Consider the following 26,078-nt stretch of genomic DNA (forward strand, 5'->3'; position numbering starts at 1 on the left):
GCGCCGGATCAGTAGGCCCAGCGCAGCAGCGTCGAGCCCCAGGTGAAGCCGGCCCCGAAGGCGGACAGCACCACCAGATCGCCCTTCTCCACGCGCTTGGCCTCCACGGCCTGATGGAGAGCCGTGGGAATGGTGGCCGTGGTGGTGTTGGCGTAGCGGTCGATGTTCACCATCATCCGGGTGGGATCGAGCTCCAACCGCTTGGCGGCGGCATCCATGATGCGGATGTTGGCCTGATGGGGCACGAAGAGCTTCAGGTCGCTGCCGCGGAAGCCGTTGCGATCCAGGAGCAGCTTGCTGTTATCGGCCATCTCGCGCACGGCGTTCTTGAAGACCTCGCTGCCGGCCTGATGGATGTAGTGTTCCTTGGCGGCAACGGTTTCGGCCGTGGCCGGCTTCAGGGAGCCGCCGGCGGGCATGAAGAGGAAGCAGCCTCCGGATCCGTCCACCTTGTGCTCGAAGTCCAGCAGGCCGAGGCCTTCCTCCACCTTTTCCACGATCACGGCGCCGGCGCCATCGCCGAACAGCACGGATGTGGCCCGGTCCTCGAGGTTGATGATCGTGGACATGATGTCCACGCCCACCACGCCCACCCGGCGGACGGCGCCCGAGGCCACCAGGCTGGAGGCGGTCGTCAGGGCGTACAGGAAGCCCGAACAGGCGGCGTTCAGATCGAAGCCAAAGGCGTTGGTGGCGCCCACCATGTCCTGGATGCGACAGGCCGTGGCCGGGAACAGGGTGTCGGGGGTCACAGTGGTGACCAGGATCAGGTCCAGTTCCGAAGCCTTGATGCCGCGGTTGTCCAAGGCCATCTGAAGGGCCGGGGCCCCCAGCTGGGAAGCACCGGTGCCAGGCTCGACCCAGCGACGCTCCCGGATGCCCGTGCGGGTCCGGATCCACTCGTCGTTGGTTTCCATGATCTTGGAAAGATCGTCGTTGGTGACTACCTTGGGGGGAAAACATTGCCCAGTGGCCGTGATTCCGACGGGGGCGGCAAGGCGACGATTCAAGAGAGCCTCCGGGCAAGAAACCATCATCATCGCATGGACAGCCCGGCCCGTCAGCGACCCTTCCGGAGGCGGTGCAGCATGGCCAGAAGCCGATCCGGGTCCAGCAGATGCAGGTCCCGGTCTCCGATCCTGCAGAGCCCCGCCAAGATGGGGCCCCAGGGATCCCCTTCCACGGAATCAAGCCAACCCTCCACCGGGGCTGCCACCGTGCCGGTCAACCCCTCGAGGGGAAGACCCAGCCGGGGCCGCAGGACGGCTATCGCCACGGTGGGCTCCAACCGGGCCGGACAGCCCTGGATCGCGGTCCAGTCCAGAACAGGAAGGAATTCCCCCTGATGGAGGACCACGCCCTGGATGCCCGGAGGCCCGCCGGGCAGGGGCGTCACCGCGGTGGAGGCCACCACCTCGCGGAGGTCGGACACGGGCAGCAGGATTTCGCGTCCGGCGGCGCGGGCATGGAGCAGGAGGAGGGTCTCAGACACCGGCCACCCGCCGCATGAGGGAATCCATGGCCAGGCCCATCACGGCCTCTGGATCCAGCACCCACAGGATGCCCTGTTCCTGGAGGCTGCCTCCCATGATCCCCGGCGCATGGGCCAGTTCCGGCAGGCTGCGCAGCAGGAGGTCGGCACGCCCCACCACCTCGTCCACGCCCAGCGCGATCTCCAAACTGGCATTGACGGTGGCGCCCTGCTGGCGGAGCACCACGAGGAGACGCTGGCCCCCGGCCGGCTCAGGTAGTCCGAGGCAGGCCTGGAGCGATTCCATGGGCAGGTCCTCCCCCAGCACCTCGACCCGGCTGCCTCCGGTGAGCCCTGCGGGGCTCGCCTGGATCCGGAGCACGTGGCTGAGGGGGATCCCGAAGTCCTGGTGACCGCAGCGCACCTTCAGACAGCCGACCACGGCACGGGACAACGGGAGGCTCAGGCGTACCAGGCTTCCCCTATTCAGTTCGCTGCTGATCTGGATCTCCCCGCCCATCCCCTCCACTTCGGAGCGGACCACGTCCATCCCCACCCCCCGGCCGGAAATCTGGGAAGCCCGTTCCTGCGTGGAAAAGCCCGGTTCCAAGGTCAGCCGGTGCAGGTCCTCGGAGGAGTGGGCCTGCCCCGCCTTGAGCAGCCCCATGGCGATGCCACGGGCTTCGATCCGGGCCAGGTCGAACCCACGCCCATCATCCCGGATGTCGAACCGGAGGTTCCGGCCCCGCTGGGAGGCCGAGATCTTCAGAGAGCCTGTTTCAGCCTTGCCCTGGGCCAAGCGCTCCGAAGAGCCTTCAAGGCCGTGGTCGAGGGCGTTCCGGACGAGGTGGAGAAAGGGATCTGTGAGGCGCCCGAGCAGGCTTCGCTCGAGTTCCAGGTCCCCCCCCTGGAAGGAGAGACGCACCGGCTTCCCCATGTCGCGACTGAGGGCCTTCACCATGGGCTCGATCCGCCGGAACAGGCTTTCGACCTTCACCATGCGCATCTGGAGCAGGGACTTCTGGACCTCCAACAGCCCGGTCTCCATCTCACCCATCATGACCAGCGGCCGATCGCCCCCTGCGCCCTGAAGCTGCCGCAGGACCTGACTGGCGGAATCCCTCACTTGCGCAACGGCCATGAGGCGGGCCTCCAGCTCCTCCACCCGCTGGGCCGGCAGCCTCAGAACCTCGACATCCTGGCTGGCCACCCCGGCCGGCAGGGAAGGCTGTGGGGCTTCGGTGGCCGGTGCCGGAGCGGACAACGCGATGGGTTCAGACCTCAGGCTGGCCGGGATCCGTTCCGGATCGGCCAGTTCGAGGACCTCCAGGCCCTCCCCCGGAAGGGCTCCCAGGCCCTGGATCTCCAGGACCTGGGCCGCGATCAGCAGAAGGAAGCAGAGCTCTTCCTGGTCCTCGGGGGCCTCCAGGGGCAGGGTCGAGATGAGTTCGCCCTGGGCTCCGGCCGCCTCGCTGAGGGCTCGGAGCCGTTCGTCGAAGGTGCGGAGGTCCAGACGTACACGGATTCCATGGATGGGGATGCCCGCCAGGAGCACCGCAGTCACCCGGGTCCGCTCGTATTCGGACAGTGCCTTCAGCACGTCCGGCGGAAGGTCCAGCAACGAAGTGAGGTCGAGGACCGCACCCTCCGGAGGCCGGGCCAGTGCCTCCAATTCGCCAAGTCGACGCCGGAGGGCATGCAGGTAGTCGTCCGGCTCCGGCTGCCCACGCCGGAGGCCCGCCAGACCTGATTCCAGGGCCTGGATGCCGGATTCGAGGGTCTCGATCAGCGAATCCGTGGAGCGCAGGCGACCCTGGCGCATCAGATCGAAGATGTCTTCCATGCGATGGGCGGCCTGGCTGAACCGGGGGAACCCGAGCATCCCCGCCATGCCCTTGAGGGTATGGGTCGTGCGGAAGAGCGCGTTCACCGAAGCCTGGATCACGTGGGCGGGCTGGGGCGTCTTCAGCGTCGTCAGCTGCTCCCGGGCCTGTGCGAACAGGTCCTCGCATTCCGCCCAGACATCGTCGAAGGATGGCTCCAAGAGAACTCCCGATGACACGACATCGGCACCAGCGTCTGGAGTCTGGAGTCTGGAGTCTGGAGGCAGGGATCCTTGAGGTCGCCCGCGCTGCCTCAGGAAGCTCTCCCTCCCGGCTCCGGATCCCGGCCTGCTTTACACTAGGCCCCATGCGCACCCTTGCCGTCCTCCCCTCCCGCTTCCAGGCTTCCCGTTTCCCCGGCAAACCGCTGGCCCTCATCGCCGGAAAGCCCATGATCCAGTGGGTTTTCGAGGCGGCCAGGCGGGCCCAGGGCGTGGACCGGGTGGTGGTGGCCACGGACGACGATCGCATTGCTAGCACTGTGCATGGTTTCGGAGGCGAGGCTGTAATGACGGACCCCGCCCTGCCCTCTGGCACGGACCGCACTGCGGCTGCCCTGGCCGCCCTTGGGGAGCCCTTTGACTGCGTCCTGAACATCCAGGGCGATGAACCTGCCATGCACCCAGAGACTGTCGCTGCCGTGGTGGCTCTCATGCGGGACCAGGCGGGCCTGCCCATGGGCACCGCCGCCTGCCCCTTCGCCCACGCGGACGAGCTGTTCAATCCCAACGCCGTGAAGGTGGTGGTGGACGATCATCGCCGGGCCCTCTACTTCAGCCGCAGCCCCATCCCCTACTTGCGCCATTCCTCGATCTTCGAGCCCGACTTCCGCCCCTGGATGAAGCCGGAACAGCTTTCCCACTTCAAGCGCCATCTGGGCCTCTACGCCTACCGGCCGGACACCCTCCGGGCCTTTACCAAGCTGCCGCCTCATCCCCTGGAGCAACTGGAGATGCTGGAGCAGCTGCGGGCCCTGGCCGCCGGCATCCCCATCGGGGTGGCGGACACACCCTTCCTGAGCCTGGGCGTGGATGTGCCGGCCGACGTGGCCGCGGCCGAGGCCCTGCTGCGGGAGCGGGGACTGGCGCGCTAGGGCGCTCTGAGTGATCCAGGCGCGGTAGACTCGAAGCGCGGCCCTACGCCCGTTCCTTGCCAGGAGAATCTAGTGAGCCACCACAAAGTCGTCGTGATCGGTACCGGGCCCGCAGGCTACACCGCCGCGCTGTATGCTTCCCGCGCGAACCTCGCCCCCCTGGTCTTCGAAGGCGTCCAACCGGGCGGTCAGCTCACCATCACCACGGAGGTGGAGAACTTCCCGGGCTTCCGCCAGGGCATCGCCGGCCCCGCCCTCATGGACGAGATGCGTGAACAGGTCCTCCGCTTCGGCACCATCATCAAGGCCGAGACGGTCCTCAAGGCCGATCTCCAGAGCCGCCCCTTCAAGGTCGCCACCGACAAGGGCGAATACACCGCCGACGCCGTGATCATTGCCACCGGCGCCTCCGCCAAGTGGCTGGGCATCGGCAAGGACGAGCAACTCTCCCGCTCCGGCGGAGGGGTCAGCGCCTGCGCCACCTGTGACGGCTTCTTCTTCCGCGGCAAGGAGATCGCCGTGGTGGGGGGAGGCGACACGGCCATCGAGGAGGCCACCTTTCTCACCAAGTTCGCCACCAAGGTCCATCTCATCCATCGCCGGGACAAGCTGCGCGCCTCCAAGGCCATGCAGGACCGGGCCCTGAAGAACGAAAAGATCCATCCGGTCTGGAACAAGACCGTGCTGGATGTGATCACCGCCACCCATGAGACTCCCATGGGCGAGAAAGTGGAGAAGATCCGCGCCCTGAAGCTCAAGGACACCCTGGATGGCAGCGAGTCCGAGCTTCCGGTGGAGGGCCTTTTCGTCGCCATCGGCCATCAGCCCAACACCGGCCTCTTCGCGGGCCAGCTGCCCATGGACGAGACCGGCTACCTCGAGGTCGAGAAGGGCTCTAGCCGCACTTCCATCCCCGGCGTTTTCGCCTGCGGCGATGTCCAGGACCACGTCTATCGGCAGGCCATCACGGCCGCGGGCAGCGGCTGCATGGCCGCCATCGACGCCGAGCGCTGGCTGGCTGAACAAGGTCTTGCGGAGTGAATGAGCAGCATCTCGAACCCTTGCAGCGGCATCCGGAGGGCCGGGCCCTGCGGGCGGAAGTAGACCTGGGCCGTATCGCACGCAACCTGGGTCGGGTCCGGACCGCCTCGGGGGGCCGGGGGATCTGGGGGGTGGTGAAGGCCAACGCCTACGGCCACGGAGCCGTGCCTGTGGGTCGGGCCCTGGAGGAGGCGGGCGTCCACGGCCTGGCCGTATCCAGCCTGGAGGAGGGTCTGGAACTCCGCCGGGGCGGCATCGAGTGTCCGATCCTCGTGCTGGGCGGTCTGCGGCCAGAGGCTCTGTCCGCCGCCAGCGCCGAGAACCTCACCATCGCCGTGGTGGGGCCAGAGCATCTCGATGACTATGCGCGGACCCTGCCGCAGCACCCGGTCCGACTCCATCTGAAACTCGATACGGGCATGGGGCGGTTCGGACTGTTGCCTTCGGAACTGGGGGAGCACCTCCCGCAACTCCAACGCCTGTCGCCCTGGATCGAAGGCGCCATGGGGCACTTCGCCACGGCGGACGATCCAGATCTGGGCTTCGCCCAGCGGCAACGGCGCGTCTTCGATGCCTGCCTCGCCCAGCTGGCGGACGCGGGTATCCATCCGGATCAGCGCCATCACGGGAACAGCGATGCCTGTCTCCGCGGCTTGCTGGACCAGGACACCCACGTGCGTCCAGGCTTGGCGCTGTACGGCCTGACCATGCTGGCCGAAGGGCGCGTCCTGGGCCTTGAACCGGCCCTGGAACTGGTGGCGGAAGTGGCCCGGGTGAAGGCCGTGCCGGCGGGCACCACCGTGGGCTATGGCCGCACCTTCGTGGCGCCCCACCCTCTCCAGATCGCCACCCTGGCCTGCGGCTATGCGGATGGCTACCGCCGCGACCTCGGAAATCGGACCGTGGTGGGCTTCCAGGGCAGGACCTTCCCCGTGGTGGGTCGCATCTCCATGGACTATCTCACCGTGGCTCTGCCCCTGGATGTGCCCGTGGCGCCCGGGGATCCCATGATCCTCTATAGCGGGGATCCCGCCGCGGCGCACAGCCTTGAGCGTCTGGCCCAGGTCCTCGGCACCATCCCCTACGAACTGACCTGCGCGCTCCACCGCCGAATCACACGCCGGTTCCTGCCCTGATGGGCTCTCCTAGCGTCGGAAGCTGAAGAGATCCCCCAGGCCGCGCAGGGTCAGGGTCAGGTCGAGGCGGTCCTCCCGCCCCCCGGGAGCGGTATTGGTGTTCAAGGCCACGTGGGTGAACTTCAGCACGTAGGCCACACAGGGCTCCACGTAGGCCAGGGCCACTTGGCTGGAGGCGAAGCCGCTCTGGTTGAAATCGTAGTTGGCGCTGAATTCCAGGCGGAGCCGATCGTCCCAGATCCGCTGGACGCCTCCTACCTGCACGCCCTTCTGCCTCACCAGGAAGCGATTGATCCCGGTGGAGAAGTAGGCCAAGTTGAAGCGGCTGCCGTTCTTGGCCTTCACATCCAGGCTCAGGGCATTGTCGGAGCCGCCGGCGCCCAGGTCCGAAGAACGGCGGAGGCTGATCCGCAGCCGATCATCGGGCTCCACGTCCAGGTCTGTGTCGACACTGGACCAGCCCTGTTTGTAGCGCCCGTCGCTGAGGATGATGGGCGAGGCGTGGTAGCGCGTGGCGATGCGCAGCCGGGCCAGGTCTGCGAATCCCGAGCCGGAGCTGGGGCGTCCCAGGATGTGCTGCTTCAGCCCCAGTTCGAAGCTCCGCTCCCCCGAAGCGCTTTCATTGACGCCCGGAAAGGAATCGACGGTATCGAAACGCGGCAGCGTTCCTGCTTCGCCGTACAGGCTGGTCTGCGTCCACCCGAAATAGGGCTCGGCCACATGCTTGAGTTCGCCTTTGTAGCCGAGGATCGAAACGTCCTTGAAGGTCCGGCCCACCTGGGGCCCGGACAGGCGAAGGTGCGCCGAGCCCAGGAACCGCGTGGCCGCCGCGCCATCCACCTGGAAGGGGCTGGTGGCAGGATTCACCGCCGTGTCCGTGGCCCCACCTTCCGGGTCGAACACTGGGGAACTCAGACTCGCGCTGTAGTGGGTCGCGCGGCCCATGGCTTCGAAGTCCGCCCTGAAGGGCCCCCACTGTCCCAGGCGGCCGTGGATGCGTGCGTTGGCGTCCTGGCGTTCCCAGGCATAGGTATCCGCGGGGGCCGTGGCGCTGCCTTCGATGCGGTAGGCGAAGCGGCCCAACCGGACGCCGCCATCGAGGTACAACGGGCCGAGCAGGGAGATGGGGAAGAAGCGGAACTCGGCCTGCGGCAGCGTCTGCCTCTTCAGGGAGGCCGGGAAACCCGGACTGTAGAAGGGATCCCCCTGATCCTTGGTGTAGAAGAAACTGCGCTGCTCGGTGGCCGAGAGGTTGAGGTTTCCGAAGGTGTAGGTGCGCCCCAGATAGAGCGCGGAATCGAAGCTGGTCGAGCCCAGGTTGCCGATGCCCTTCCCGAAATCCGCGTCGACGAGGTTGTCCGTGGCCTGGTTCACATCCGCCGTGAGCTGCCAGCCGTCCTCGCGCTGCCACACCTCTTTGAGGGAGTACCGATAGCGGCGCGTGTCCAGGCTCTGCTGATGGATGGTCTGGCCGGAGAAGCTGCCCTGATGGGTCAGGTCCGGCCGCCAGCGCATCTCACCACCCCAGAGGACGCCTTCCTTCGAGAAGTATTCCGGCGACAACGTGGCGTCCGCCGAGTCGCCCATGACTTGATAGTAGGAAAGCCCAAGGGTGGTGCCGAAGGAGCTCGACATGCCAAGTTTCGGGGGGAGGAGGCCGGAGGTCCGCTCCGACTGGGCCGGATAGAGGGCGTAGGGCACATAGTAGATCGGGACCGCGCCTAGCAGCACCCGGGCGTTCCACATGCTCGCGAAGCCGTCGAGGTCCACCTTCAGGGAGGAAAGGCGCGCCTTCCAGCCGGGCCGCTCTTCGGGGCAGGGGCTCAATTCCACTGCGTCGAAAGCCCAGGTGCGCAGCGTGGTGAAGGCGACGTGGCTGGAGCGCAAGGTCCAACTCGGAGGCAGGTCCATCTGGAGCGCCCACGCCTCGCCAGATCGGCGTTCCCAGTCCATCTGCAGACGTTCTCCACGGAGCCGGAGGCTCGGACCCTCGAGGCGGATATGCCCTTCCGCCACCAGGCGGCCTTCCGCGATGTGGTATTCGATCCGGTCCGCGAGGAGCATCAGACCCTCTGACTGGATGGCGCCTTGCTCCAGGATCCAGACATCGCCCTGCTCGCGAACCCGATCCCCGCGCCAATCGAAAGGCACCCGGGACAGCCCTGGCCCCCGTTCCACCCGGAAGGGGCGGAGGGACAGCAGTTCCGCTGCCGTGGACGCCTCGAGCGGGGAAAGTCGCGGGATGACTGGCAGCACCTGGGCCGCCAGCAAGGCCGGCAGGGTACCCAGCATCAGGCCTCGGGTCTTCCCGGGGAGGGCCATGGGTCGATCAGTGATGATGCGGCAGCAGCCGCGCGCTGACGAGGAAGATCCCGACCCCGCTCAGGAGCGCCACTGTGCTGCGCAGGCCGGAGACCTTCTGCACTTCCGGCAGGAGGTCCGAGCTGGCCACGTAGAGTGCGAGGCCCGCCGTGAGCCCCAGGATCGGACCCGTCGGGAGATTCAGCATGGACTGACCGGCCGCCCCCACCAGAGCCGCCAGGGCCAAGGTCGCGGCGGCCATGATCGCGCCCCGATTCCCGAAGCCCCGCACCAGAAAGATCGAAGCAATGGTGCCGCCCTCGGGAATGCGGTGGAACAGGATGCCCAGTACCACCAGGGGTCCCAGATTGCTGTGGGTGGCCAGGGCCGCGGCGATGGCCACGCCATCCATGAGGCTGTGCAAGGAGAGGCCCACCAGCGCGAGGACGCCGCTGAGGGGGGAACCGTCCTTGTGCGTCTCCTCGCCGTAGTGGAAGTGGAGTGTGATGCCATGTTCCATGACGTGGACCAGCAGATACCCCGCGAGGACCCACATCGCATTGCCTTCGCCTCCCTTGGCTTCCATGCTTTCGGGAATGATGCGGACCAGGGTGACGGAGAGCAGGTAGCCCGCAGCCACGCCCGAAAGCAGGCGCATGAATTGCGCCCTGCCCTGGAGGAACCGCACCACGCCCCAGCCGCCCAGAAGGGTGGCCAGGGACGCGAGAGGGGCCAGCCAGTAGATGGACATGGGAGGCTACTCGGCTTTGGTCTTCTTGGCGCGGGTCGCCTTGGGCTTTGGAGCCGGTTTGGCGGCGGCTTCGGAGGAGTCCTCCGCCTTGGCGGCAGCCTTCGTCTTGGTCTTCGGTGCAGCCTTCTTCTTGGTCGGGGCTTCCGTCACGGGTTCAGGAACCGCGGGGGGCACAGGCGCTGAGGGGGCAGCGGGTTCCGTGGCGGAACTCACTTTGGCCCTGGGTGTGCGCTTGGGCTTGGCGGCGGCCACCGCGGGCTCGGAAACGGCCGGGGCCGCGGCGCCGATCCTTGGCCGGGGGCTGGGGGTCAGGAGGCTGGCCACCAGATCCGCCGTGGCTTTGGGGGGTTCGGGCTGGGCCTCGTACTGAGGTTCGGGCCGATGCGTGGACTCGGTGGACTCCTCCGTGGACGCCGTCGCGGCCTCGCCGTTCCGCTCGGCGCCGCCTTTGCGACGACGGCGGCGACGCTTCCGCTTGGCGCCATCACCCTTGGTCTCGTCGCCACCGGACTCAGGCCCCTCCTCGTCCTCCTCATCCATCGGCTTGGCGCTCTCGAAGAGGGCGCGCAGGCGCTCCCGCTCGTCCAGGGCCGCCCGCTGGAGGTCCCGGCGGTCGTACTTGAAGGCTTCCTTCTTGGGTTCCTTGGGACCTTCGCCGTGGACACCCAGCGCCTTGTCGAAGGAGATGGGGCTGTCGCCGCCCAGGACCACGGTCTCGTCCTCGGGGGTGCCCTTCTCGCGATGGGGCTTGGGCACGGGCTTCTCCGCCGGCGCCTCCTCGGCCCGCTCGATCTCCGCGGACATCTCACCGTAGGACATGGACCAATCGGCCATGATGATGACCTTCGCGTCGCTCTGCTCCTCCATCAGGGAGAGATCGCGGCGTTTCTGGTTCAGCAGTGCGGTGGCAATGGCGGGGGCGAGTTTCACGCGGATCTCGCCGATGCCGCCCTTGGCCAGGATGCCCTGCAGTCGGCGGACCACCGACAGCACCAGGGCTTCCATGGTCTTCACTTTGCCGGTGCCCGCGCAGGTGGGGCAGGGTTCGTGGTTCACGTGCTGCAGGCTGGGGCGGATCCGCTGGCGAGTCATGACCAGCACGCCGAAACGGTTGATCTTCCCGACCTCCATGCGGGCCTTGTCCGCCTTGAGGCATTCGACGAGGCAGTCCTGCACGGCCCGGATATGGGTTTCGCGCTTCATGTCGATGAAGTCGATGGCGATCAGGCCGGCCAGATCACGCAGGCGCAGCTGGCGGGCCACCTCCTCGGCGGCCTCCATGTTCGTCTTGAAGGCCATGTCCTCCACGCCATCGCCGGAGGTCTTGCCGCTGTTCACGTCGATGGCCACCAGGGCCTCGGTCTGATCCAGCGCCAACGCGCCGCCACTGGGCAGAGGCACCTTGCGTCCATAGATGCGGTCAATCTGCTCCTCCAGCTGGAAGCGGGAGAAGAGGGGTTTCTTGCCCGTGTAGTGCTTCAGCACATCCAGGTGCTGGGGCATGGTGCGCTTGAAGAAGGACTGGGCGGCGTGGAACGTGTCCAGGTCGTCGATCTGGACTTCTTCCACGTCGGCGCTGAAGGTGTCGCGCAGGGTGCGGGTGACGACGTCATCCTCCTGCCAGACCAGGCCGGGCCCTTGGCGGTGCTTGTAGCGGTTCAGCACCTCCTTGTAGGTATCCAGCAGGTACTCCAGGTCGCGCTGGAAGTCCTCCTTGGTGACACCGAGGCTGGCGGTGCGGACGATCACGCCGATGTCCTCGGGGATGTCCAGGGTGTCGATGAGCTGCTTGAAGTGGCGGCGCTCGTCGGTCCCCTCGATCTTGCGGCTGATGCCGTTCACGGGGTTGCCGGGGGTGATGACCAGGTAGCGGCCCGCCAGGCTGATCTGGCCCGTCATCATGGCGCCCTTGGAGCCCAGTTCCTCGCGCACGGCCTGGACGAGGATCTCCTGGTCCCGCTGGAGGACGTCCTGGATGCGGCCACGACGGCCCTCGCCGCTCATCTCACGGGGCAGCTCGCCGAGAGGCAGGAAGCCGTTCTTCTGGCTGCCGAAATGAACGAAGGCCGCCTGGAGGCTGGTGTCCGCCCGCACCACCTTCGCTTTGTAAAGGTTGCCCTTGATCTTCTCGTTGTGAAGGAACTCGACGTCGTAATCGAACAGCACACCGTCGATCAGGGTGGCCACGCGGATCTCTTCCGGATCGGTGGCATTGATCATCATGATTTTCTTGGGGTTCAAGGATTCTCCTGTGGGTTCCCAGGCGACGGCTGGCGCAGGTGAAGCGCGGCGGCCTTGCTTGGGGATGGATATCGGGATGGGAGGTCGGGAAACCGAAGGGGGCCCTGCCCTGGCTTCGGCCACCCGGGATGGAAAAAAGGGATGGTCGTGATCCCCGGGGGCAAAGGGCGCTGCCTCGATCTGCCCACAGGATCTTCAATCATTAAACCCACTTATTTCCGGGGGGGCAAGCAAAGAGCGCCAGGAGAGCCCGGTGACAGGGTCGGGGCGAAGTTACACGGATGTCACAACCCGGGCCAGGGACGTTCACCCCCGGCCACCAGGCTTGGATGCATCTGAGGGAGACATCCATGAAGATTCGATTCCTGGCGCAAACCATCCTGGCTGGCCTGCTCGTGGCCGGGGCCGCCCAGGCCCAGACCGTGACCGTCATGGGCTCCACCGCCCTGGGCCCGATCGTCAAGAAGGCTGCCGAGGACTACATGAAGGTCCACCCCGGAGTCCAGATCGCCGTCAGCGGCGGCGGATCCATGACCGGCCTGAACCAGGTGACCAACGGCGGCTGCCACATCGGCATCTCTGATGTCTTCGCCACTCCCGACCAGGAGAAGGCGGGCATCCAGAACCACAACATCGTGGTCCAGCCCTTCACCCTCATCGCCCACCCCGGTGTCGGCGTAACCAACCTCTCGGCCCAGCAGGCCGAGCAGATCTTCACCGGGAAGATCGGCAACTGGCAGGAGGTCGGCGGCAAGAACCAGAAGATCGTCCGCGTGATCCGCCCTGAATCTTCCGGCACTCGCGCCGTCCAGAAGAAGACGATCCTGCACGATCAGGAGTTCGCCAAGGATGTGCTGATCCAGGACTCCACCGGCGCCGTGGTCACGGCCGTGGCCACCACCCCCGGCGCCGTCTCCTTCGTGGAGTTGGAGCACCTCGAGAAGAACAAGGCCCGCATCGCCGGCATCGGCTACAACGGCGTGGCCTGCTCCAATGACGCCGTGAAGACCGGCAAGTACCCTGTCTTCTCCTTCGGCCACGCCTACACCAACCCCGCCAAACTCGGCGAGCCCAAGGTCAAGCAGACCGTGGAGGGCTTCCTGGCCTTCATCCAGAGTCACGAGTTCCAGCAGAACGTGCTCAAGGCCGGCTACCTGCCCGTGGACTACGTCAAGTCCCTCAAGACCAAGCTGTAATGCCAATCGGATCCACCCTTGCCCACCCGGCTGGCATTCAGCCGGGTGGTTCGCGGAAAGCCGATCCCATGCCTGACGTGTTGGAAACCTCTCTCACCGCCGTCCCCGCCAACGGGGGCGGCGGTTCTGCGGAATCCAGGCCCACGGTTCCACAGGCGGCGGAATCGCCCGCCTTCCGGCACAGCCGGACCCACCGGCTGGCGGATCGCTGGGCCCACCTGGCTTTCCTGTCCTGCAGCCTCCTCGTGGTCGGCCTCATCGGGGGCATCCTCTTCTTCCTGGCCTCCCGGGGCTTGGCCGCCTTCTGGCCCGTCGCCGGCAATATGGGAAGGGCTCTCCACCTTTCTGAAGTCTTCCTGTCCGCCGACTGGGCGCCCTCTTCGGACCGCTTCGGCATCCTGCCCTTCATCGCCGGTTCCCTGGGCGTCACCGGGCTGGCCCTCCTCATCGCCGCCCCCGCCGGCATCCTCACCGGCGTGTTCATCGCCAAGATGGCCCCGGCCTGGATGCGAAACCTCATGCGCCAGGTGATGGACCTGCTGGTGGGCATCCCTTCGGTGGTCTACGGCATCTTCGGGCTCACTGTGGTGCTGCCCCTCGTGAGCCACACGTGGCTCGCGGACGCCCCGGCCTCGGGCTTCGCGGTATCCGCTGTGATCCTGGCCGTCATGATCGTGCCCACCATCGTGAGCCTCTCGACCGACGCCTTCGAATCCCTCCCGTCGAGCCTCGATGAGGGGGCCCAGGCCCTGGGTTCCAGCCGCTGGCAGGCCATCTGGCACGTCCTCATCCCCGCCGCCCGCCCCCGCCTGCTCACCGCCGCGGTGCTGGGCCTGGGCCGGGCCATCGGCGAGGCCATGGCCGTGCAGATGGTCATCGGCAACAATCCCCAGTGGATCGCCCTGATGCGCGAATCCACGGACCGGGCCCCCTTCCTCCGCGCCCTGTTCACACCAGCGGCGACCCTCACCACCGAGCTGGTCCAGGAGCTTCCGAATACCGCGGCCGGCTCGACCTGGAACAACGTCCTGTTCGCCATGGGCCTGCTGCTCTACCTGCTGACCATGGTCCTGATCCTGGCCACCCGCCGGCTGGGCCGCGGGAAGGAGGCCTGATGGGCGCCGCTCCAGTCTTCCGCCGCTCCCGTTCCTCGAAGCTCGTCGATCGCCTGATGCGTGGTGTCCTGTGGGCCATCGCGATCCTGTTCGTGGTTGTCCTGATCCTTTTCGTGGGGGCCATTCTCAAGCAGGGCTGGCCAGTCCTGAACCTCAGCTTCCTCACGAAGATGCCCGAAACCCTGGACGCGGGTGGCGGCATCAAGCCCCAGATCTTCAATTCCATCTATCTGGTGGTCCTGTCCCTGGGGATTTCGCTTCCGGTGGGCCTGGGTGCGGGCGTCTACATGGCCGAGTATGCCGGCAAGGGCCGGGCACTGAACTTCCTGCGGCTCTGCATCGAGACGCTGGCGGCCACCCCCTCCATTGTGCTGGCCCTCTTCGGCATGATCGTCTTCGTGCAGGCCATGGGCTGGAGCTTCTCCATCCGCTCCGGCGCCCTCACGCTGGCTCTGCTGAACATCCCCGTGATCACCCGCGTCACCGAGGTCAGTCTGCTGGCCGTCCCCCGGGAACTGAAGGAAGCCAGCTATGGGCTGGGGGCCACCAAGCTCCAGACGATCCTGAAGGTGGCTCTGCCCTACGCCGCCACGGGCATCCTGACGGGGTTGGTGCTCACCGCAGGGCGGGCCTTCGGCGAAAGCGCCATCCTGGTCTTCACCGCCGGCACCAACGCCAGCGCGCAGTTCCCGGACTTCCGCCTCACGGTGCCGGGTGAGACCCTTTCCGTGCACCTCTGGTACGTCACCTCGGACGGCACCCTGCCCGACGCCCGGGAGATCGCAGCCGGCACCGCCGCCGTGATGATCCTGGTCCTGCTATCCCTGAACCTGCTGGTCCGCCTCGTGGACCGCGCCATCCGACGACGGACCCGCTGATGCTGATTCCGACTGTCCCCGAAACCAAACCCATCAAGCTGTCCGTCCGCAACATGGCCTTCAGCTACGGCGAGAAGAAGGTGCTGGACGGCCTGTCCCTGGACATCCATGCCGAGCGGGTGACCGCCATCATCGGTCCCAGTGGCTGCGGCAAGAGCACCTTCCTCAAGTGCTTCAACCGCATCCATGAAGTCTCCAGCGCGGTGAACGTCAGCGGCGACATGCTGATGGACGGAGTGGACATCTACCGCGGCGGCATCGACGAGGTGGACCTCCGCCGGCGCGTAGGCATGGTGTTCCAGAAGCCGAACCCCTTTCCCAAATCCATCTATGAGAACGTGGCCTTCGGCCCCCGCCTCTTCGGCGTTTCGGATCGGACCAGCCTGGATGGCATCGTGGAGGACGCGCTACGCAAGGCTGCCCTCTGGGACGAAGTGAAGGACCGCCTGAAGGAAAGCGCCACCGGCATGAGCGGCGGCCAGCAACAGCGGCTGTGCATCGCCCGGGCCCTGGCGGTGAACCCCGAGGTGCTGTTGATGGACGAGCCCTGCTCGGCCCTGGACCCCATCGCCACCGCCAAGATCGAGGATCTCATCGGCGAGCTGAAGGAGAACCTCACCATCGTCATCGTCACCCACAACATGCAGCAGGCGGCCCGGGTCAGCGACTACACGGCATTCTTCTGGCTGGGCAAGCTGGTGGAGATGGACCTGACGGAACGCATCTTCACCACGCCGAGGGTGCAAATGACGGAAGACTACATCACGGGGAGGTTCGGCTGATGCGCCAGTTCGACGTGGAACTGAAGGAACTCCGGGAAGGCATCATGGCCATGGCCGGGGTGGCGGAGGACATGATCGAGCTCACCATCCAGGCCCTGGCTGAACCCTCGCCCGCCAAGGCCGAGCAGGTGAACCACCTGGACCGCAAGATGGATGAGTGGGAACTGAGGCTGGACCAGCAGTGCATCGACCTGCTGGCGCTCCGGAACCCGGCGGCCTCGGACCTGCGCCGCATCGCCTCCAGCCTCAAGATCATCCCCGAGCTGGAGCGCATCGGCGACCACTGCTGCAACATCGCCCGCCGCGTGGGCATGGTCCATCCACCCATCCTGGCCGGGAACGATCTGGAGCGCCTGGGCACGGAGACCCGGAGCATGGTCCGCCGGGCCGTGGACGCCTTCGTGGGCAACGACGCCGCCCTGGCCCACGCCGTCATCCTGAGCGACGACAGCGTGGACGCCCTCTACGGGAAGATCTACCGGGACCTGCTGCGCATCATGCTGGCGGATCCCCTGTGCATCGAGCGGGCCAGCCATTTGATCCTCGTCATCAAGAACTGGGAGCGCATCGCGGACGAGGCCACCAACATCGCGGAAGAGGTCCTCTTCATCCTCGAGGGCCACAGCGCCAAGCACCCCTATCTCCGCGGCGATTCCGTAGAATAAAGGCAAAGGACTCTATGCCGCACATCCTCCTCCTGGAAGACGACACCGAGATCCGCCTGGGTCTCGAACAGCATCTGCGCCGGGAGGGCTTCAGCCTGACCAGCGTGGGCACCGGCCGCGAAGCCCTCCAGGCCCTCGGGACCTCCGGACTCAGGATCGATGCGGCCCTTCTGGACCTGAGCCTGCCTGACATGGACGGCCTTGACGTGCTCCGCGCCATCCGCGCCCACACCGCACACCGCGGTCTCCCGGTGCTGCTGGTGACCGCCCGGAGCGAGGAGATCGACAGGGTGCTGGGACTGGAACTGGGCGCCGACGATTACATCTCCAAGCCTTTCTCCACCCGGGAACTGGCGGCCCGCCTGCGCGCCATCCTGCGTCGATCCACGCCCACTGAGGTTTCCGAGCGTGCCCCGCAGCTGGCCTTCGGCCCCATCACCGTGGACCTCGACATGCACACCGCCCGGGTCGACGGGCAGGTCGTCGATCTCACCCGCCGCGAGTTCGAGTTGCTGGCCTATTTCCTGACCAATCCCCGCCGGGTCCTGACGCGGGAGAAGATCCTCCAGCAGGTGTGGGGTCTCGAATACCTGGGCGAGAGCCGCACCATCGACGCCCATGTGCGCCGTGTCCGCGCCAAGCTCGGCCCGGTCGCGGCCGAGCAGATCGAGACTGTGGTGGGTGTCGGCTACCGGCTGGGTGGGCCCAGCGAGGCCTAGGCCTGATCGCTTCCGGTCGGCTGGGGCGGCAGCATCACTTTGAAGGTGGCTCCTTCCCCCGGATGGCTCTCCACGGTGACCTCCCCACCCATCAGGCGGCAGAGGTGTTTCACGATGGCCAGCCCCAGGCCCGTGCCAGGCTTGGCCTTGGCGGCTTGGGACCGGTAGAAGCGCTCGAAGATGCGCCCCTGTTCCGACTCTGGGACGCCGGGGCCCTGATCGGTCACCTCCCACAGCTGGCCCTGGGGCGAGAGGTGGACGCCCAGCCGCACACGGCCACCAGGCGGGCTGAACTTGATCGCGTTGGACAGGAGGTTCTCCAGCACCTGGCTCAACCGCAGGGGGTCCGCCTGCAGGACACTCCCCGCCGGCGCGTCGAGGTCCACGTCCAGCTGGACGGAAGCCTCGGCAAGTCGGGCCTGCTGATCCTTCACCACCGAGGCGATGAAGGGCGCGAGCTCGAGACGGACCGGATCGAGGTGCAGGGCCCCGCTTTCGATGCGGCTCAGCTCGGAGAGATCGCCCAGTAGCATCGCCAGCCGGTCCACGGACCGGAGGATGGATTGCGCCCCAGCTTGCGCCGTATCCGGCAACGGCTCTTCCTGGAGGTTTTCCGCAGCGATCCGGATGGCCGTGACCGGCGTCTTCAGCTCGTGGCTGACGTTGGAGATGAACTTCTGGCGGGTGGTCTCCAGGGCCTCCTGGCTCGTGACATCGTCGAGGGTGAGCAGCACGCCAGAAACACTGCCCAGTGGTGCGAAAGGGATGGCCCGCACCCGCAGCGTCCGCCCCGCCCGGGCCAGTCGCCACTCCGAGGGCGCTCCACGGTAGGCCTTCTCCACGGCCGGAGGACTGTCGGGATCGCCGAATACCTCACCCACCGCCATCCCCTTCCCCAGGGGCGCCCCCAGGCCAAGGTGTCGCTGGGCCGCCGGGTTGAACTGCTCCAACCCGCCGGAGGAACCGAAGAGCAGGACTCCCTCCTCCAGCCGGGCCATGATGCTGGGAAGCAGGCGGTCCTCCCGGGCCGCGCGCTCCCGGAGGTCGAGATTCTCCTGCTCCATGGCCGACCAGGCCCGGGGCAGATCCTCGATGGCGGTGGGCCGGGATCCACCCAGCAGGCGGCCCAAGGGCTCTGCCACCAGACGGACCTGCCATCGGGCCATGAGAATGATCACCAAGACCACAGTGGCGACGAGGCCCAGTACCCAAGGCGGCGAGATGCCCTTCTGGACGCTCATGCCGAGCCCCAACCCCAGGAACAGCACGGCGCCCAGGCAGACCAGCGCCCGCCCCAGAAAGACCCGCACGCCCGGGCCAGCCTCGTGATGTGTGTCACGTACAACCATGCTCTCAGACCATACACCGTCCGCGGCGCGCCACCCACGGCTTCGCGGCCAATTTACGCTGCGTTTACACCAGCGGAACCAGTACAGTGGAGGACAGATCTGTGGGAGTTGTCATGTCCTTGAATGCCGTGATGCGCTGGCTCAAACCCAGGGAGATGGTTTTTTTCGATCTCCTGGAATCCGCCTCGAGCAATGTGTACCAGGCGGCCCAGCTCTTCGATCGTGAGATCCGCAGCGGCGACCCGGCCCGATTCGCGGAGCTGCGCCGACAGATGAAGGACCTGGAGCACACCGGAGACGACATCACCCACGAGATCATCGACCGCCTGAACCACACCTTCGTCACGCCCATCGACCGCGAAGACATCCTGACCCTCACCCACGCCATCGACGATGTGATCGACCGCATCCACTCCGTGTGCGAGCGCCTGATCCTCTATCGCATCGGCCCGGTGATGCCCGCGGTCACGGAAATCAGCTCCATCATCGTGGAGGGTGCCGGCGAGATCCTCCACCTGACACGATCCCTGCGCAACATGTCCAACCAGAAAGAGATCGGAGACCGCATCCGCAGGGTCCACGCCCTCGAGAACAAGGCTGATTCCATCTACCACGCCGGCCTGGCCCAACTCTTCGACAACCCGAAGGATCCCATCGAACTGGTGAAGTGGAAGGAAATGCTCGAGAAGATCGAGGATGCCACCGACCGGATCGAGCTGGTGGCCAAGGTCATCGGCTCCACCGTCATGAAGAACGCCTGAGGCTTCGATGATCGAAGCGTTCCTCATCCCGTCCCTGGCGGTCCTGATCCTCCTGTCCTGGGGCATCGACTACATCAACGGATTCCATGACACGGCCAATTCCATCGCCACTGTGGTGAGCACGGGCGTGCTCCCCGCCAAGTACGCGCTGGTCATGTCCGCGACCCTCAACTTCGCGGGGGCCCTGGCCGGCACCTCCGTGGCCACCACCATCGCCAAGGGCATCGCCGACAGCCAGCACGTGGTTCCGGCGGTCATCGCGGCGGCCCTCATGGCGGCCATCACCTGGGATCTTCTCACCTGGTGGTTCGGCATCCCCTCCAGCACCAGCCACACCCTGCTCGGCAGTCTGGCCGGGGCCGTCGTGGCCCACGCCGGATTTGGAGCCCTGCACACCAAGAAGCTCGAGGAGATCGGCGCCTTCATCATCATTTCGCCGGCGATGGGGTTCATCGTGGGCATGCTGCTCATCCTGATCATCCTGTGGGTCGTGCGCCATTTCTCCGGGCATATGGTGAATGTGGTCTTCCGCAAGGCGCAGCTGGTGAGCGCGGCAGCCATGTCCTTCACCCACGGCCAGAACGACGCCCAGAAGGCCATGGGCATCATCTGTCTCGCCCTCATCGCCTACAAGTTCCACCTCCCCATGGATGCCAAGGCGAAAGTGATCATCCCTCTCTGGGTGAAGATCGGCAGCGCGAGCTTCATGGCCCTGGGAACCGCGTCTGGCGGCTGGAAGATCATCAAGACCATGGGCTCGAAGATCGTGAAGCTGCGCCCCATCCACGGCTTCGCCGCTGAAACCGCGGCTGCCGCGGTGCTCTTCACCACCGCCCACTTCGGCATCCCCGTCAGCACCACCCACAGCATCACGGGCGCCATCATGGGGGTCGGCACCTCCATGAATGCCAGCGCCGTGCGCTGGGGCGTGGCCGGCAACATCGTCGTCGCCTGGGTGCTCACCATCCCCATCAGCGCCCTCCTCGCAGCGGGCTTCCTCAAGCTGGTGGCGCCGTTCTTCTGACCGAGATGGACGTCGCAGCATTGTGACGCCGGGGTAGCTGGTCCGTTACGGCTCCCGGTCAATCTGGAAGGCCCGGTTCTCTGACTGCTCGTTACGAGCTACAACAACCCTGTTTTCTAGAATTTACCAACAACTTCTCGGATCCGTCATGGCCGCCTCCGATCCTGGTTTCGACACCAGGGAGGTACGCCATGACCATCGAGACCCTCACCCCCCATCCCGAGGGCGCCCGCTACGCCGTCCGGCCGCTCTCCAGCGCCGACTTCGCCCACCTCAAGCGCCTCGAAGCCGAGATCTGGTCCGGCGATGGCGCCGGGGAGCTCTGCCCCCACTACCTGCGCCTCTGCACCGAGCTCTACGGCGACTGGTGCTTTCTCGCCATGGACGGCGACCGGCCTGTGGGCTACGTCCTCAACTTCGTGAAAGGGACCACGGTCTACTGCGCCACCTTGGCCGTGCATCCCGATTACCAGAAGGGTCGGGCGAACTACCTGCTCATCCGGGCCATGGTGGCCAAGCTGCTCCAGGAGAACGTGGAGGAGTGCCGGTTCCTCGTCGAGCCCGGCAATGACGATGCCCGCAGTATCCACCATGCCCTGGGTGCCCGGGTGGTGGCTGAGGTGCAGGACTACTACGCCCCCGGCGACACGCGCCTCTGGTCCGCGATCACCCGCGAGGACCTCGAGCGCGTCCGGGCCCGCTACACCCGCCTCAAGCTGGTCAGCTGATGAGCTGGGCTGGCGTCCTCTGGCCCACATTCGCCCTGCTTCCCCGCCTGGCGGCTGGAACGGAGCCCCAGCCCGGCATGCACCGCTGGGCGAAGCGGCTCCTGCCGGCCCTGGGCGTGGACCTCGAGGTGGCCGGGCACCCCCGGAAGGACATCCCCCTCTGGGTGGCCAATCACCTCAGCTGGGTGGATCCCGTCGCGCTCATGAGCCTTCGCCCCATGGGTACCATCGCCAAGGGGGAGGTCACCGGCTACCCCCTCATCGGGCGCTGGGCGCGGAAATCCGGCATCCACTTCGTGGACCGGGGAGACGCCACCAGCCGGGCCGCGGCCCTGGCAGGCTTCGCCGCCTCGCTCCGCGAGGGTCGGGACATGCTGCTGTTCCCGGAGGGCACCACCACCCGGGGCGAGCGCCTGGCGCCCTTCTACGAGGGGGGTTTGCGAGCCATCTATGAGCTGGGCCTGCCGGCTCAACCCTTCCGGGTCAGCAGCCCCGCCCCGCACTATCCATGGACTGGCGACGAGACCCTGCTCCCCCACCTCCGCACCCTCTTCACCACTCGCACGCCCGTCACCGTGGTGGCGGAGGCACCCCTGCACCCCGCCGGTTTCAAGAATCCGGACCAGTGGATCACCGCCTTCCGCGCCGCCCTCGAACCCCGGAGCTCCGATGTCCGCTGATGTGCTCATGCAGGGTCTCCGTACCGGCCTCACGCCTTTCCTGGGCCTGCCCCTGGTTCTCGACCCCCGTCCCGCCACCGGGGTCGTGCTCGGCGTGCCGTGCGATGCCGGCGTCATCAACCGCCCCGGCGCCCGCCTAGGTCCCTGGGCCCTGCGGGCGGCCGCCATGGGTCTCGGAACGCACCCCATGCCAGCCCGGCTGCGCGAAGGCCGCCCGGCCTCGGGCCCCGGCGCGGCCGAGGGCTGGCTGGACGGCGGCAACATCCCCACCCTGCCCTTCTCCCTGGCCGATGCCCTGGAGACCGTCCAGGCCACCGTGGGTGCCTGGGCCATGACCGGCTGCCGCACCCTCCTGTTGGGCGGTGATCACGCCCTCACGCTCGGCGCCCTGCGCGCCCAGGCCCTCCAGCATGGGCCCCTGGGGCTGCTGCATCTGGACGCCCATCCGGATGCCGCCGACGGCGCCGCCTGGGGCACGGAGATCCACCATGGCACCTGGGTCCGCCAGGCGCTCGAGGAGGGCCTGCTGGATCCGCAGCGCGTGGTGCAGGCGGGTCTGCGGGCCCCGCGCTTCGACGATGCCGAGCTGGCCTTCCTCCAGGCCGCCGGGGTCCGCATGTGGACGCCCGAGGATCTGCGTGATCCCCGGCTGGATTCCCGCCTCGCCGCGGATCTTGCCGCCGTGGGGCGCGGGCCGGCCTATCTCAGCCTGGATCTGGATGCCCTGGATCCCGCCCTGGTCCCAGCCGTGGCCGAGCCGGTGCCGGGCGGCCTCAGCCTCGAGGAAACCTTGCGCCTCATCCACGGCGCCCGCCACTGGCCGGAACCCTGGGTGGGCGCGGACCTCATGGAACTGGCCCCCACGTTGGAGGGTGCCGAGACCAGCGCCCGGGTCGCCGTCCATCTCGCCCTCCACCTCCTCGCCTGAGGTCCCCATGAGCGCCTTCGATGCCTTCCGCGCCACCCACGGCGAGCCCAACTGGGATGACATCGTGGCAGGCCACGATTTCGGTTTTCTGGGCATCGCCGAAATCCAGGCCTGGGTCTCCGGCGGCGGCCCGGCCGCGACCCGGTTGAAAGCCCTCGATGGTGACGCCCTCGCCACCTTCGAGGCCCACCTTTGGGCCGCCTGCGCCGAGGCCGCCGGGAAGACCCCCAGGCCCGGCAGCGCCCGCTGGTCCCAGGCCCAGGACCGCTGGCGTGAGGCGCTGCTGCGTCAGGCCCTGGCCATGGACAGCACCGCCGCCCAGTTGGCGGTCAAGGTTGAGCGCCTCTACGAACAGGTGGGTTGCCCGGACGACATGCTGGGGATGTTGCGGCCCTCCCAGCCCTGGTCCGGCACGCCGGCCACCGTGGATCCGCAAGCTGTGCAGCAGTTCCTCAATAGATCTAGATGGAACTCCTCCCATCGATCGGGGTCCAATTTCTAGGCTTGTGCCACCCTGGACACTCGGCTTCCGGAGTCCCGATGGCCTTGTCCGACCCCAGGCTGGATGCACTGCTGAGCGTCGGTGAACCGAGGCTGGAACCCCTGTTGCGCTGGCTGCTGGAGGCTTCGCCCGTGGATGTCGCGGACGGCGAGGCCCACCGGACCACCCGGTTGCGGCGCCTCCATGCGGCCCTGGCCTTCCGCGGGCTCACCGGCCCGCTGTCTGAAGCCTGGAACCACGCCTCGGCCATCCGCCTGCTGGCAGAGACGGGCCTGCCGGACCGTACCACCCTGATGGGCGAGGGCTTCCTGCGGATCGTGGACCGGATCATCCCCCGCCTGGATCCCGAGGGAGATCTCTACGCCCTGCTGGACCGGCTGAACCTGGAGGAGGCTGACGCGGCCTGGATAGAAGGCTTGCCCGAGGACCTACGGGCCCTCTGGGGGCTTCTGCTGGCCCCACCCCCGGAGATCTGGGCGCACGCCGCCCATCTGTTGGCCCACCGCGCCGCCGCCGTGGGCCTGTCCCGCGACCTGCTGGCCCTGGATCCCGAGGGCAGCGACGTCGATTCCCCCTTTTTCCGCCTCACCCAAGTCGTCCACGACGCCGGGGAACGCCCCAGGGACGCCGAGGCCCGGGCTGCCTGGGAGGCCTGCTGGACTGCCTGCATCGCCTCCCTGGCCCAGGCCCAGGCCCGCCTTGATGACCGGGGCGTATCCACCGACTTGGTGTTCCGGCTCGAACTGCTGGAAGCCCAGCTGGCCCGCATCGGCCAGATCCTGGACTTCGCCGCGGGTCAGGGGGACGGCACGGCCCTCGCCGCCGAGTTGGTGCGGGGCAGTGCCGCCCAGCACGGGCTGCTGACGCTCCTGCGCACCACGGTCAAGCGCCTGGCCCGCAAGGTGGTGGAGCACACGGGGGAAACCGGCGAGCACTACATCGCCCGGAATCGGTCCGAGTGGTGGGCCATGGTCCGGTCCGCCGCGGGCGGCGGCCTCCTCACGGCGGGCACGGCCCTGTTCAAGATCGGCCTCTCCGCCTTGCCCTTGGCGCCCCTGGTCTCGGGCGTCTCGTTGACCGCCAATTACGCGGTGAGCTTCTGCACCATGCAGTTGCTGGGCTTCACGCTGGCCTCCAAGCAGCCCGCCATGACCGCGGCCGCCCTGGCGCGGGCCCTGGAGGAGGATGACGGCCAGGCGCAGGAGGTCGAGCTGGTGGCCGCCATCACCCGCACCCAGGTCATCGCCACCCTGGGCAATGTGCTGGTCACCATGCCCGTGGCGGCAGGTCTCGTGGCCGGCTGGGTCTGGCTGACGGGCCACGCACCCATAGCGGAGGAAGCGGCCCTGCATGGCCTCCAGGCCACGCACCCCTTCCATGGCTGGACGCTGGCCTTCGCGGCGCTCACCGGCGTGCTGCTCTGGCTCTCCAGCCTGGCCGCAGGCTGGACCGCCAACTGGAGTGCCTACCGCTGCCTGCCCGAGGCCCTGGCCCAGAACCACCGTCTGCGGTCCTGGTTCGGAGCGGGCGGCGCGGAAACCCTGGGCCGCTTCGTCCATCGGCACCTGGCCGGCTTCGCAGGCTACACCGCCCTGGGCGCCCTGCTCGTCTTCGTGCCCATGGCCTTCGCCTTTGCGGGCATCCACGCGGAAGTGCGCCACGTCACCCTCCAGGCGGCCTCCCTGGCGCTGGGCTCGGCCACCCTCTGGTTCCAGGGCACTCTGGTCTGGCGGGAGGTCGTCTGGGGGCTGCTCGGCATCGGCCTCATCGGCGTCCTGAACTTCGCGGTGTCCTTCACCCTGGCCCTCTGGACGGCCCTGCGGGCCAGAGACCTCAGCGGCCGGGCCAGCCGCCACCTGTGGCTGGAGATCCTCAAGGCCTTCAACCGAAATCCAGGCCGGTTCCTCCTCCCTCCTCGCCGGAGTGCTACCCTCGACAGCCGTGTCCCAGGAGATTCCCATGCGTAGGTTGCTCCTCCCCACTCTGCTGGTCGCTCTGCCCCTCGCAGCCCCCCTGCGCGCGGAGGACAAGCCCGCTCCCGTGCGCCTGACGCCCTTGCGCCTGAGCCCAGCCTGCACTGTGTCGCAGGAGATCGGCATCAGCAAGATCGACCTCGCCTTCGCCCGGCCCGCGGTGAAGGGCCGCAAGATCTGGGGGGAGCTCGTGCCCTTCGGCCAGGTCTGGCGGGCCGGCGCCAACAACGCCACCACCATCACCTTCAGCCATGCGGCCAAGGTGGCCGGCAAGGATGTTCCCGCGGGCAGCTACGGTTTCTTCGCCATTCCCGGCGAGAAGACCTGGACCCTCATCCTCAACAAGAAGGCCAAACAGTGGGGCGCCTACGAATACAAAGCCGGGGAGGATCTGCTGCGCTGGGAGGCCACGCCCCAGACCGGGCCTTTCATGGAGTATCTGGACTATCGCGTGATCCCCACCGATGGCAGCCACGCCACCGTGGAACTGGGCTGGGAGAACCTCCGCGTGAGCTTCCCCGTGGCGTTCGATACCAAGGCCATCTACTGGGCCCACCTGGAAGACACCCTCAAGAAGGCCCCGGACAACGACTGGGTGCCCTGGTACCAGGCCGCCAAGTACTGCCAGGACCAGGCCATCGAACCCCAGAAGGCTCTGGCCTGGATCGAGAAGAGCCTCAAGGCCGGCGACAGCTTCTGGAATCACGAAACCGCTGCCCGGATCTACAAGGACGCCAAGCGCATGCCCGAGGCCATCACCGAACTCCAGAAAGCCATCGACCTCTCCAAGGGCAAGGCCCCGAAGGAGTACACGGAGAACCTGGAGAAGGAGATGGTGGCCTGGAAGGCCGGGAAGTAGGG

At 67.2% G+C, this 26,078-nt stretch carries 24 protein-coding genes; 17 read left to right on the forward strand and 7 right to left on the reverse strand.

Annotated features, from left to right (window positions below; translation table 11 throughout):
• Positions 1-8: 8 nt before the first annotated feature.
• Genes NOV65_RS02995 through NOV65_RS03005 form a run of 3 tightly spaced genes read right to left on the reverse strand, consistent with a single transcriptional unit; the run spans position 9 to position 3,515 of the window.
• On the reverse strand, positions 9-1,010 hold the full coding sequence (locus NOV65_RS02995) for a beta-ketoacyl-ACP synthase III (RefSeq protein ID WP_257304158.1): 1,002 nt from the start codon (positions 1,008-1,010) through the stop codon (positions 9-11).
• Positions 1,011-1,060: 50 nt separating this feature from the next.
• The gene (locus NOV65_RS03000) at positions 1,061-1,492 is read right to left on the reverse strand and encodes a chemotaxis protein CheW (RefSeq protein WP_257304161.1); all 432 of its coding nucleotides are present in this window, start codon (positions 1,490-1,492) and stop codon (positions 1,061-1,063) included.
• Complete coding sequence (locus NOV65_RS03005; protein WP_257304163.1) at positions 1,485-3,515, reverse strand: chemotaxis protein CheA; 2,031 nt, start codon at positions 3,513-3,515, stop codon at positions 1,485-1,487. The genes NOV65_RS03000 and NOV65_RS03005 overlap by 8 nt, the downstream gene beginning before the upstream one ends.
• 146 nt (positions 3,516-3,661) lie before the next feature.
• Here NOV65_RS03005 and kdsB point away from each other — a divergent pair, with 146 nt between their 5' ends.
• The 3 genes from kdsB (at position 3,662) to alr (ending at position 6,624) form a co-directional block, all read left to right on the forward strand.
• The gene (kdsB, locus tag NOV65_RS03010) at positions 3,662-4,447 is read left to right on the forward strand and encodes a 3-deoxy-manno-octulosonate cytidylyltransferase (RefSeq protein WP_257304164.1); all 786 of its coding nucleotides are present in this window, start codon (positions 3,662-3,664) and stop codon (positions 4,445-4,447) included.
• A 72-nt stretch (positions 4,448-4,519) separates the two neighbouring features.
• On the forward strand, positions 4,520-5,488 hold the full coding sequence (gene trxB, locus NOV65_RS03015) for a thioredoxin-disulfide reductase (protein ID WP_257304166.1): 969 nt from the start codon (positions 4,520-4,522) through the stop codon (positions 5,486-5,488).
• 20 nt (positions 5,489-5,508) lie between these two features.
• Positions 5,509-6,624 carry an alanine racemase gene (gene alr, locus NOV65_RS03020; protein ID WP_257304168.1) on the forward strand — a complete coding sequence of 372 codons (1,116 nt, stop codon included), beginning with the start codon at positions 5,509-5,511 and terminating at the stop codon, positions 6,622-6,624.
• A 9-nt stretch (positions 6,625-6,633) separates the two neighbouring features.
• Here alr and NOV65_RS03025 read toward each other — a convergent pair whose 3' ends face one another.
• The 3 genes from NOV65_RS03025 to NOV65_RS03035 are packed head-to-tail and all read right to left on the reverse strand — an operon-like array spanning position 6,634 to position 11,917.
• On the reverse strand, positions 6,634-8,946 hold the full coding sequence (locus NOV65_RS03025; protein WP_257304170.1) for an LPS-assembly protein LptD: 2,313 nt from the start codon (positions 8,944-8,946) through the stop codon (positions 6,634-6,636).
• Between the two features lie 7 nt (positions 8,947-8,953).
• Entirely contained in the window at positions 8,954-9,676 is a 723-nt protein-coding gene (locus NOV65_RS03030; RefSeq protein ID WP_257304172.1) for a ZIP family metal transporter, read from the reverse strand.
• A 6-nt stretch (positions 9,677-9,682) separates the two neighbouring features.
• Positions 9,683-11,917, reverse strand: coding sequence for a ribonuclease E/G (locus NOV65_RS03035; protein ID WP_257304174.1), 2,235 nt, complete (start codon positions 11,915-11,917; stop codon positions 9,683-9,685).
• 350 nt (positions 11,918-12,267) lie between these two features.
• Here NOV65_RS03035 and NOV65_RS03040 point away from each other — a divergent pair, with 350 nt between their 5' ends.
• From NOV65_RS03040 to NOV65_RS03065, 6 genes are all read left to right on the forward strand, one after another.
• Positions 12,268-13,113 (forward strand): phosphate ABC transporter substrate-binding protein, encoded by an 846-nt coding sequence (locus NOV65_RS03040; RefSeq protein ID WP_257304176.1) that lies wholly within the window; start codon positions 12,268-12,270, stop codon positions 13,111-13,113.
• Between the two features lie 68 nt (positions 13,114-13,181).
• A complete protein-coding gene (gene pstC / locus NOV65_RS03045; RefSeq protein WP_257304178.1) occupies positions 13,182-14,228 on the forward strand; it encodes a phosphate ABC transporter permease subunit PstC in 1,047 nt (348 codons plus the stop codon).
• Positions 14,228-15,106 carry a phosphate ABC transporter permease PstA gene (gene pstA / locus NOV65_RS03050; protein ID WP_257304180.1) on the forward strand — a complete coding sequence of 293 codons (879 nt, stop codon included), beginning with the start codon at positions 14,228-14,230 and terminating at the stop codon, positions 15,104-15,106. Before pstC ends, pstA begins: the two co-directional genes overlap by 1 nt.
• Complete coding sequence (pstB, locus tag NOV65_RS03055; RefSeq protein WP_257304182.1) at positions 15,106-15,888, forward strand: phosphate ABC transporter ATP-binding protein PstB; 783 nt, start codon at positions 15,106-15,108, stop codon at positions 15,886-15,888. Before pstA ends, pstB begins: the two co-directional genes overlap by 1 nt.
• On the forward strand, positions 15,888-16,553 hold the full coding sequence (phoU, locus tag NOV65_RS03060) for a phosphate signaling complex protein PhoU (protein WP_257304183.1): 666 nt from the start codon (positions 15,888-15,890) through the stop codon (positions 16,551-16,553). The genes pstB and phoU overlap by 1 nt, the downstream gene beginning before the upstream one ends.
• A 14-nt stretch (positions 16,554-16,567) precedes the next feature.
• Positions 16,568-17,272, forward strand: a complete 705-nt coding sequence (locus tag NOV65_RS03065) for a response regulator transcription factor (protein WP_257304185.1) — start codon at positions 16,568-16,570, stop codon at positions 17,270-17,272.
• Here the strand turns inward: NOV65_RS03065 and NOV65_RS03070 are convergent.
• Positions 17,269-18,621, reverse strand: a complete 1,353-nt coding sequence (locus NOV65_RS03070; protein WP_257304187.1) for a sensor histidine kinase — start codon at positions 18,619-18,621, stop codon at positions 17,269-17,271. The genes NOV65_RS03065 and NOV65_RS03070 overlap by 4 nt on opposite strands.
• A gap of 113 nt (positions 18,622-18,734) precedes the next feature.
• Between NOV65_RS03070 and NOV65_RS03075 the strand changes: the two genes are divergently transcribed.
• From NOV65_RS03075 to NOV65_RS03110, 8 genes are all read left to right on the forward strand, one after another.
• Positions 18,735-19,382, forward strand: coding sequence for a DUF47 domain-containing protein (locus NOV65_RS03075; protein ID WP_257304189.1), 648 nt, complete (start codon positions 18,735-18,737; stop codon positions 19,380-19,382).
• A gap of 7 nt (positions 19,383-19,389) precedes the next feature.
• Positions 19,390-20,406 (forward strand): inorganic phosphate transporter, encoded by a 1,017-nt coding sequence (locus tag NOV65_RS03080; protein ID WP_257304191.1) that lies wholly within the window; start codon positions 19,390-19,392, stop codon positions 20,404-20,406.
• A gap of 191 nt (positions 20,407-20,597) precedes the next feature.
• The gene (locus tag NOV65_RS03085; RefSeq protein WP_257304193.1) at positions 20,598-21,134 is read left to right on the forward strand and encodes a GNAT family N-acetyltransferase; all 537 of its coding nucleotides are present in this window, start codon (positions 20,598-20,600) and stop codon (positions 21,132-21,134) included.
• On the forward strand, positions 21,134-21,814 hold the full coding sequence (locus NOV65_RS03090) for a lysophospholipid acyltransferase family protein (RefSeq protein ID WP_257304195.1): 681 nt from the start codon (positions 21,134-21,136) through the stop codon (positions 21,812-21,814). The genes NOV65_RS03085 and NOV65_RS03090 overlap by 1 nt, the downstream gene beginning before the upstream one ends.
• The gene (locus tag NOV65_RS03095) at positions 21,804-22,742 is read left to right on the forward strand and encodes an arginase family protein (protein WP_257304197.1); all 939 of its coding nucleotides are present in this window, start codon (positions 21,804-21,806) and stop codon (positions 22,740-22,742) included. The genes NOV65_RS03090 and NOV65_RS03095 overlap by 11 nt, the downstream gene beginning before the upstream one ends.
• Positions 22,743-22,749: 7 nt before the next feature.
• Complete coding sequence (locus tag NOV65_RS03100) at positions 22,750-23,244, forward strand: hypothetical protein (RefSeq protein ID WP_257304199.1); 495 nt, start codon at positions 22,750-22,752, stop codon at positions 23,242-23,244.
• Between the two features lie 38 nt (positions 23,245-23,282).
• The gene (locus NOV65_RS03105; RefSeq protein ID WP_257304201.1) at positions 23,283-25,211 is read left to right on the forward strand and encodes a site-specific recombinase; all 1,929 of its coding nucleotides are present in this window, start codon (positions 23,283-23,285) and stop codon (positions 25,209-25,211) included.
• Positions 25,204-26,076, forward strand: a complete 873-nt coding sequence (locus NOV65_RS03110; protein WP_257304202.1) for a DUF2911 domain-containing protein — start codon at positions 25,204-25,206, stop codon at positions 26,074-26,076. Before NOV65_RS03105 ends, NOV65_RS03110 begins: the two co-directional genes overlap by 8 nt.
• Positions 26,077-26,078: the final 2 nt, after the last annotated feature.

The organism is Geothrix campi, from assembly GCF_024609265.1.
Classification (GTDB): Bacteria; Acidobacteriota; Holophagae; order Holophagales; family Holophagaceae; genus Geothrix; species Geothrix campi.

Excerpts from the sequence above, each read along its gene's own strand:
- NOV65_RS03085 (WP_257304193.1), top strand. The coding sequence starts at position 20,598 with ATGACCATCGAGACCCTCACCCCCCATCCCGAGGGCGCCCGCTACGCC.
- NOV65_RS03025 (WP_257304170.1), bottom strand. The coding sequence starts at position 8,946 with ATGGCCCTCCCCGGGAAGACCCGAGGCCTGATGCTGGGTACCCTGCCG.
- NOV65_RS03105 (WP_257304201.1), top strand. The coding sequence starts at position 23,283 with ATGGCCTTGTCCGACCCCAGGCTGGATGCACTGCTGAGCGTCGGTGAA.
- NOV65_RS03095 (WP_257304197.1), top strand. The coding sequence starts at position 21,804 with ATGTCCGCTGATGTGCTCATGCAGGGTCTCCGTACCGGCCTCACGCCT.
- NOV65_RS03100 (WP_257304199.1), top strand. The coding sequence starts at position 22,750 with ATGAGCGCCTTCGATGCCTTCCGCGCCACCCACGGCGAGCCCAACTGG.
- kdsB (WP_257304164.1), top strand. The coding sequence starts at position 3,662 with ATGCGCACCCTTGCCGTCCTCCCCTCCCGCTTCCAGGCTTCCCGTTTC.
- NOV65_RS03110 (WP_257304202.1), top strand. The coding sequence starts at position 25,204 with ATGCGTAGGTTGCTCCTCCCCACTCTGCTGGTCGCTCTGCCCCTCGCA.
- NOV65_RS03080 (WP_257304191.1), top strand. The coding sequence starts at position 19,390 with ATGATCGAAGCGTTCCTCATCCCGTCCCTGGCGGTCCTGATCCTCCTG.
- NOV65_RS03090 (WP_257304195.1), top strand. The coding sequence starts at position 21,134 with ATGAGCTGGGCTGGCGTCCTCTGGCCCACATTCGCCCTGCTTCCCCGC.
- NOV65_RS03065 (WP_257304185.1), top strand. The coding sequence starts at position 16,568 with ATGCCGCACATCCTCCTCCTGGAAGACGACACCGAGATCCGCCTGGGT.
- phoU (WP_257304183.1), top strand. The coding sequence starts at position 15,888 with ATGCGCCAGTTCGACGTGGAACTGAAGGAACTCCGGGAAGGCATCATG.
- pstA (WP_257304180.1), top strand. The coding sequence starts at position 14,228 with ATGGGCGCCGCTCCAGTCTTCCGCCGCTCCCGTTCCTCGAAGCTCGTC.
- NOV65_RS03075 (WP_257304189.1), top strand. The coding sequence starts at position 18,735 with ATGTCCTTGAATGCCGTGATGCGCTGGCTCAAACCCAGGGAGATGGTT.
- pstB (WP_257304182.1), top strand. The coding sequence starts at position 15,106 with ATGCTGATTCCGACTGTCCCCGAAACCAAACCCATCAAGCTGTCCGTC.
- NOV65_RS03070 (WP_257304187.1), bottom strand. The coding sequence starts at position 18,621 with ATGGTTGTACGTGACACACATCACGAGGCTGGCCCGGGCGTGCGGGTC.
- NOV65_RS03030 (WP_257304172.1), bottom strand. The coding sequence starts at position 9,676 with ATGTCCATCTACTGGCTGGCCCCTCTCGCGTCCCTGGCCACCCTTCTG.
- pstC (WP_257304178.1), top strand. The coding sequence starts at position 13,182 with ATGCCTGACGTGTTGGAAACCTCTCTCACCGCCGTCCCCGCCAACGGG.
- NOV65_RS03040 (WP_257304176.1), top strand. The coding sequence starts at position 12,268 with ATGAAGATTCGATTCCTGGCGCAAACCATCCTGGCTGGCCTGCTCGTG.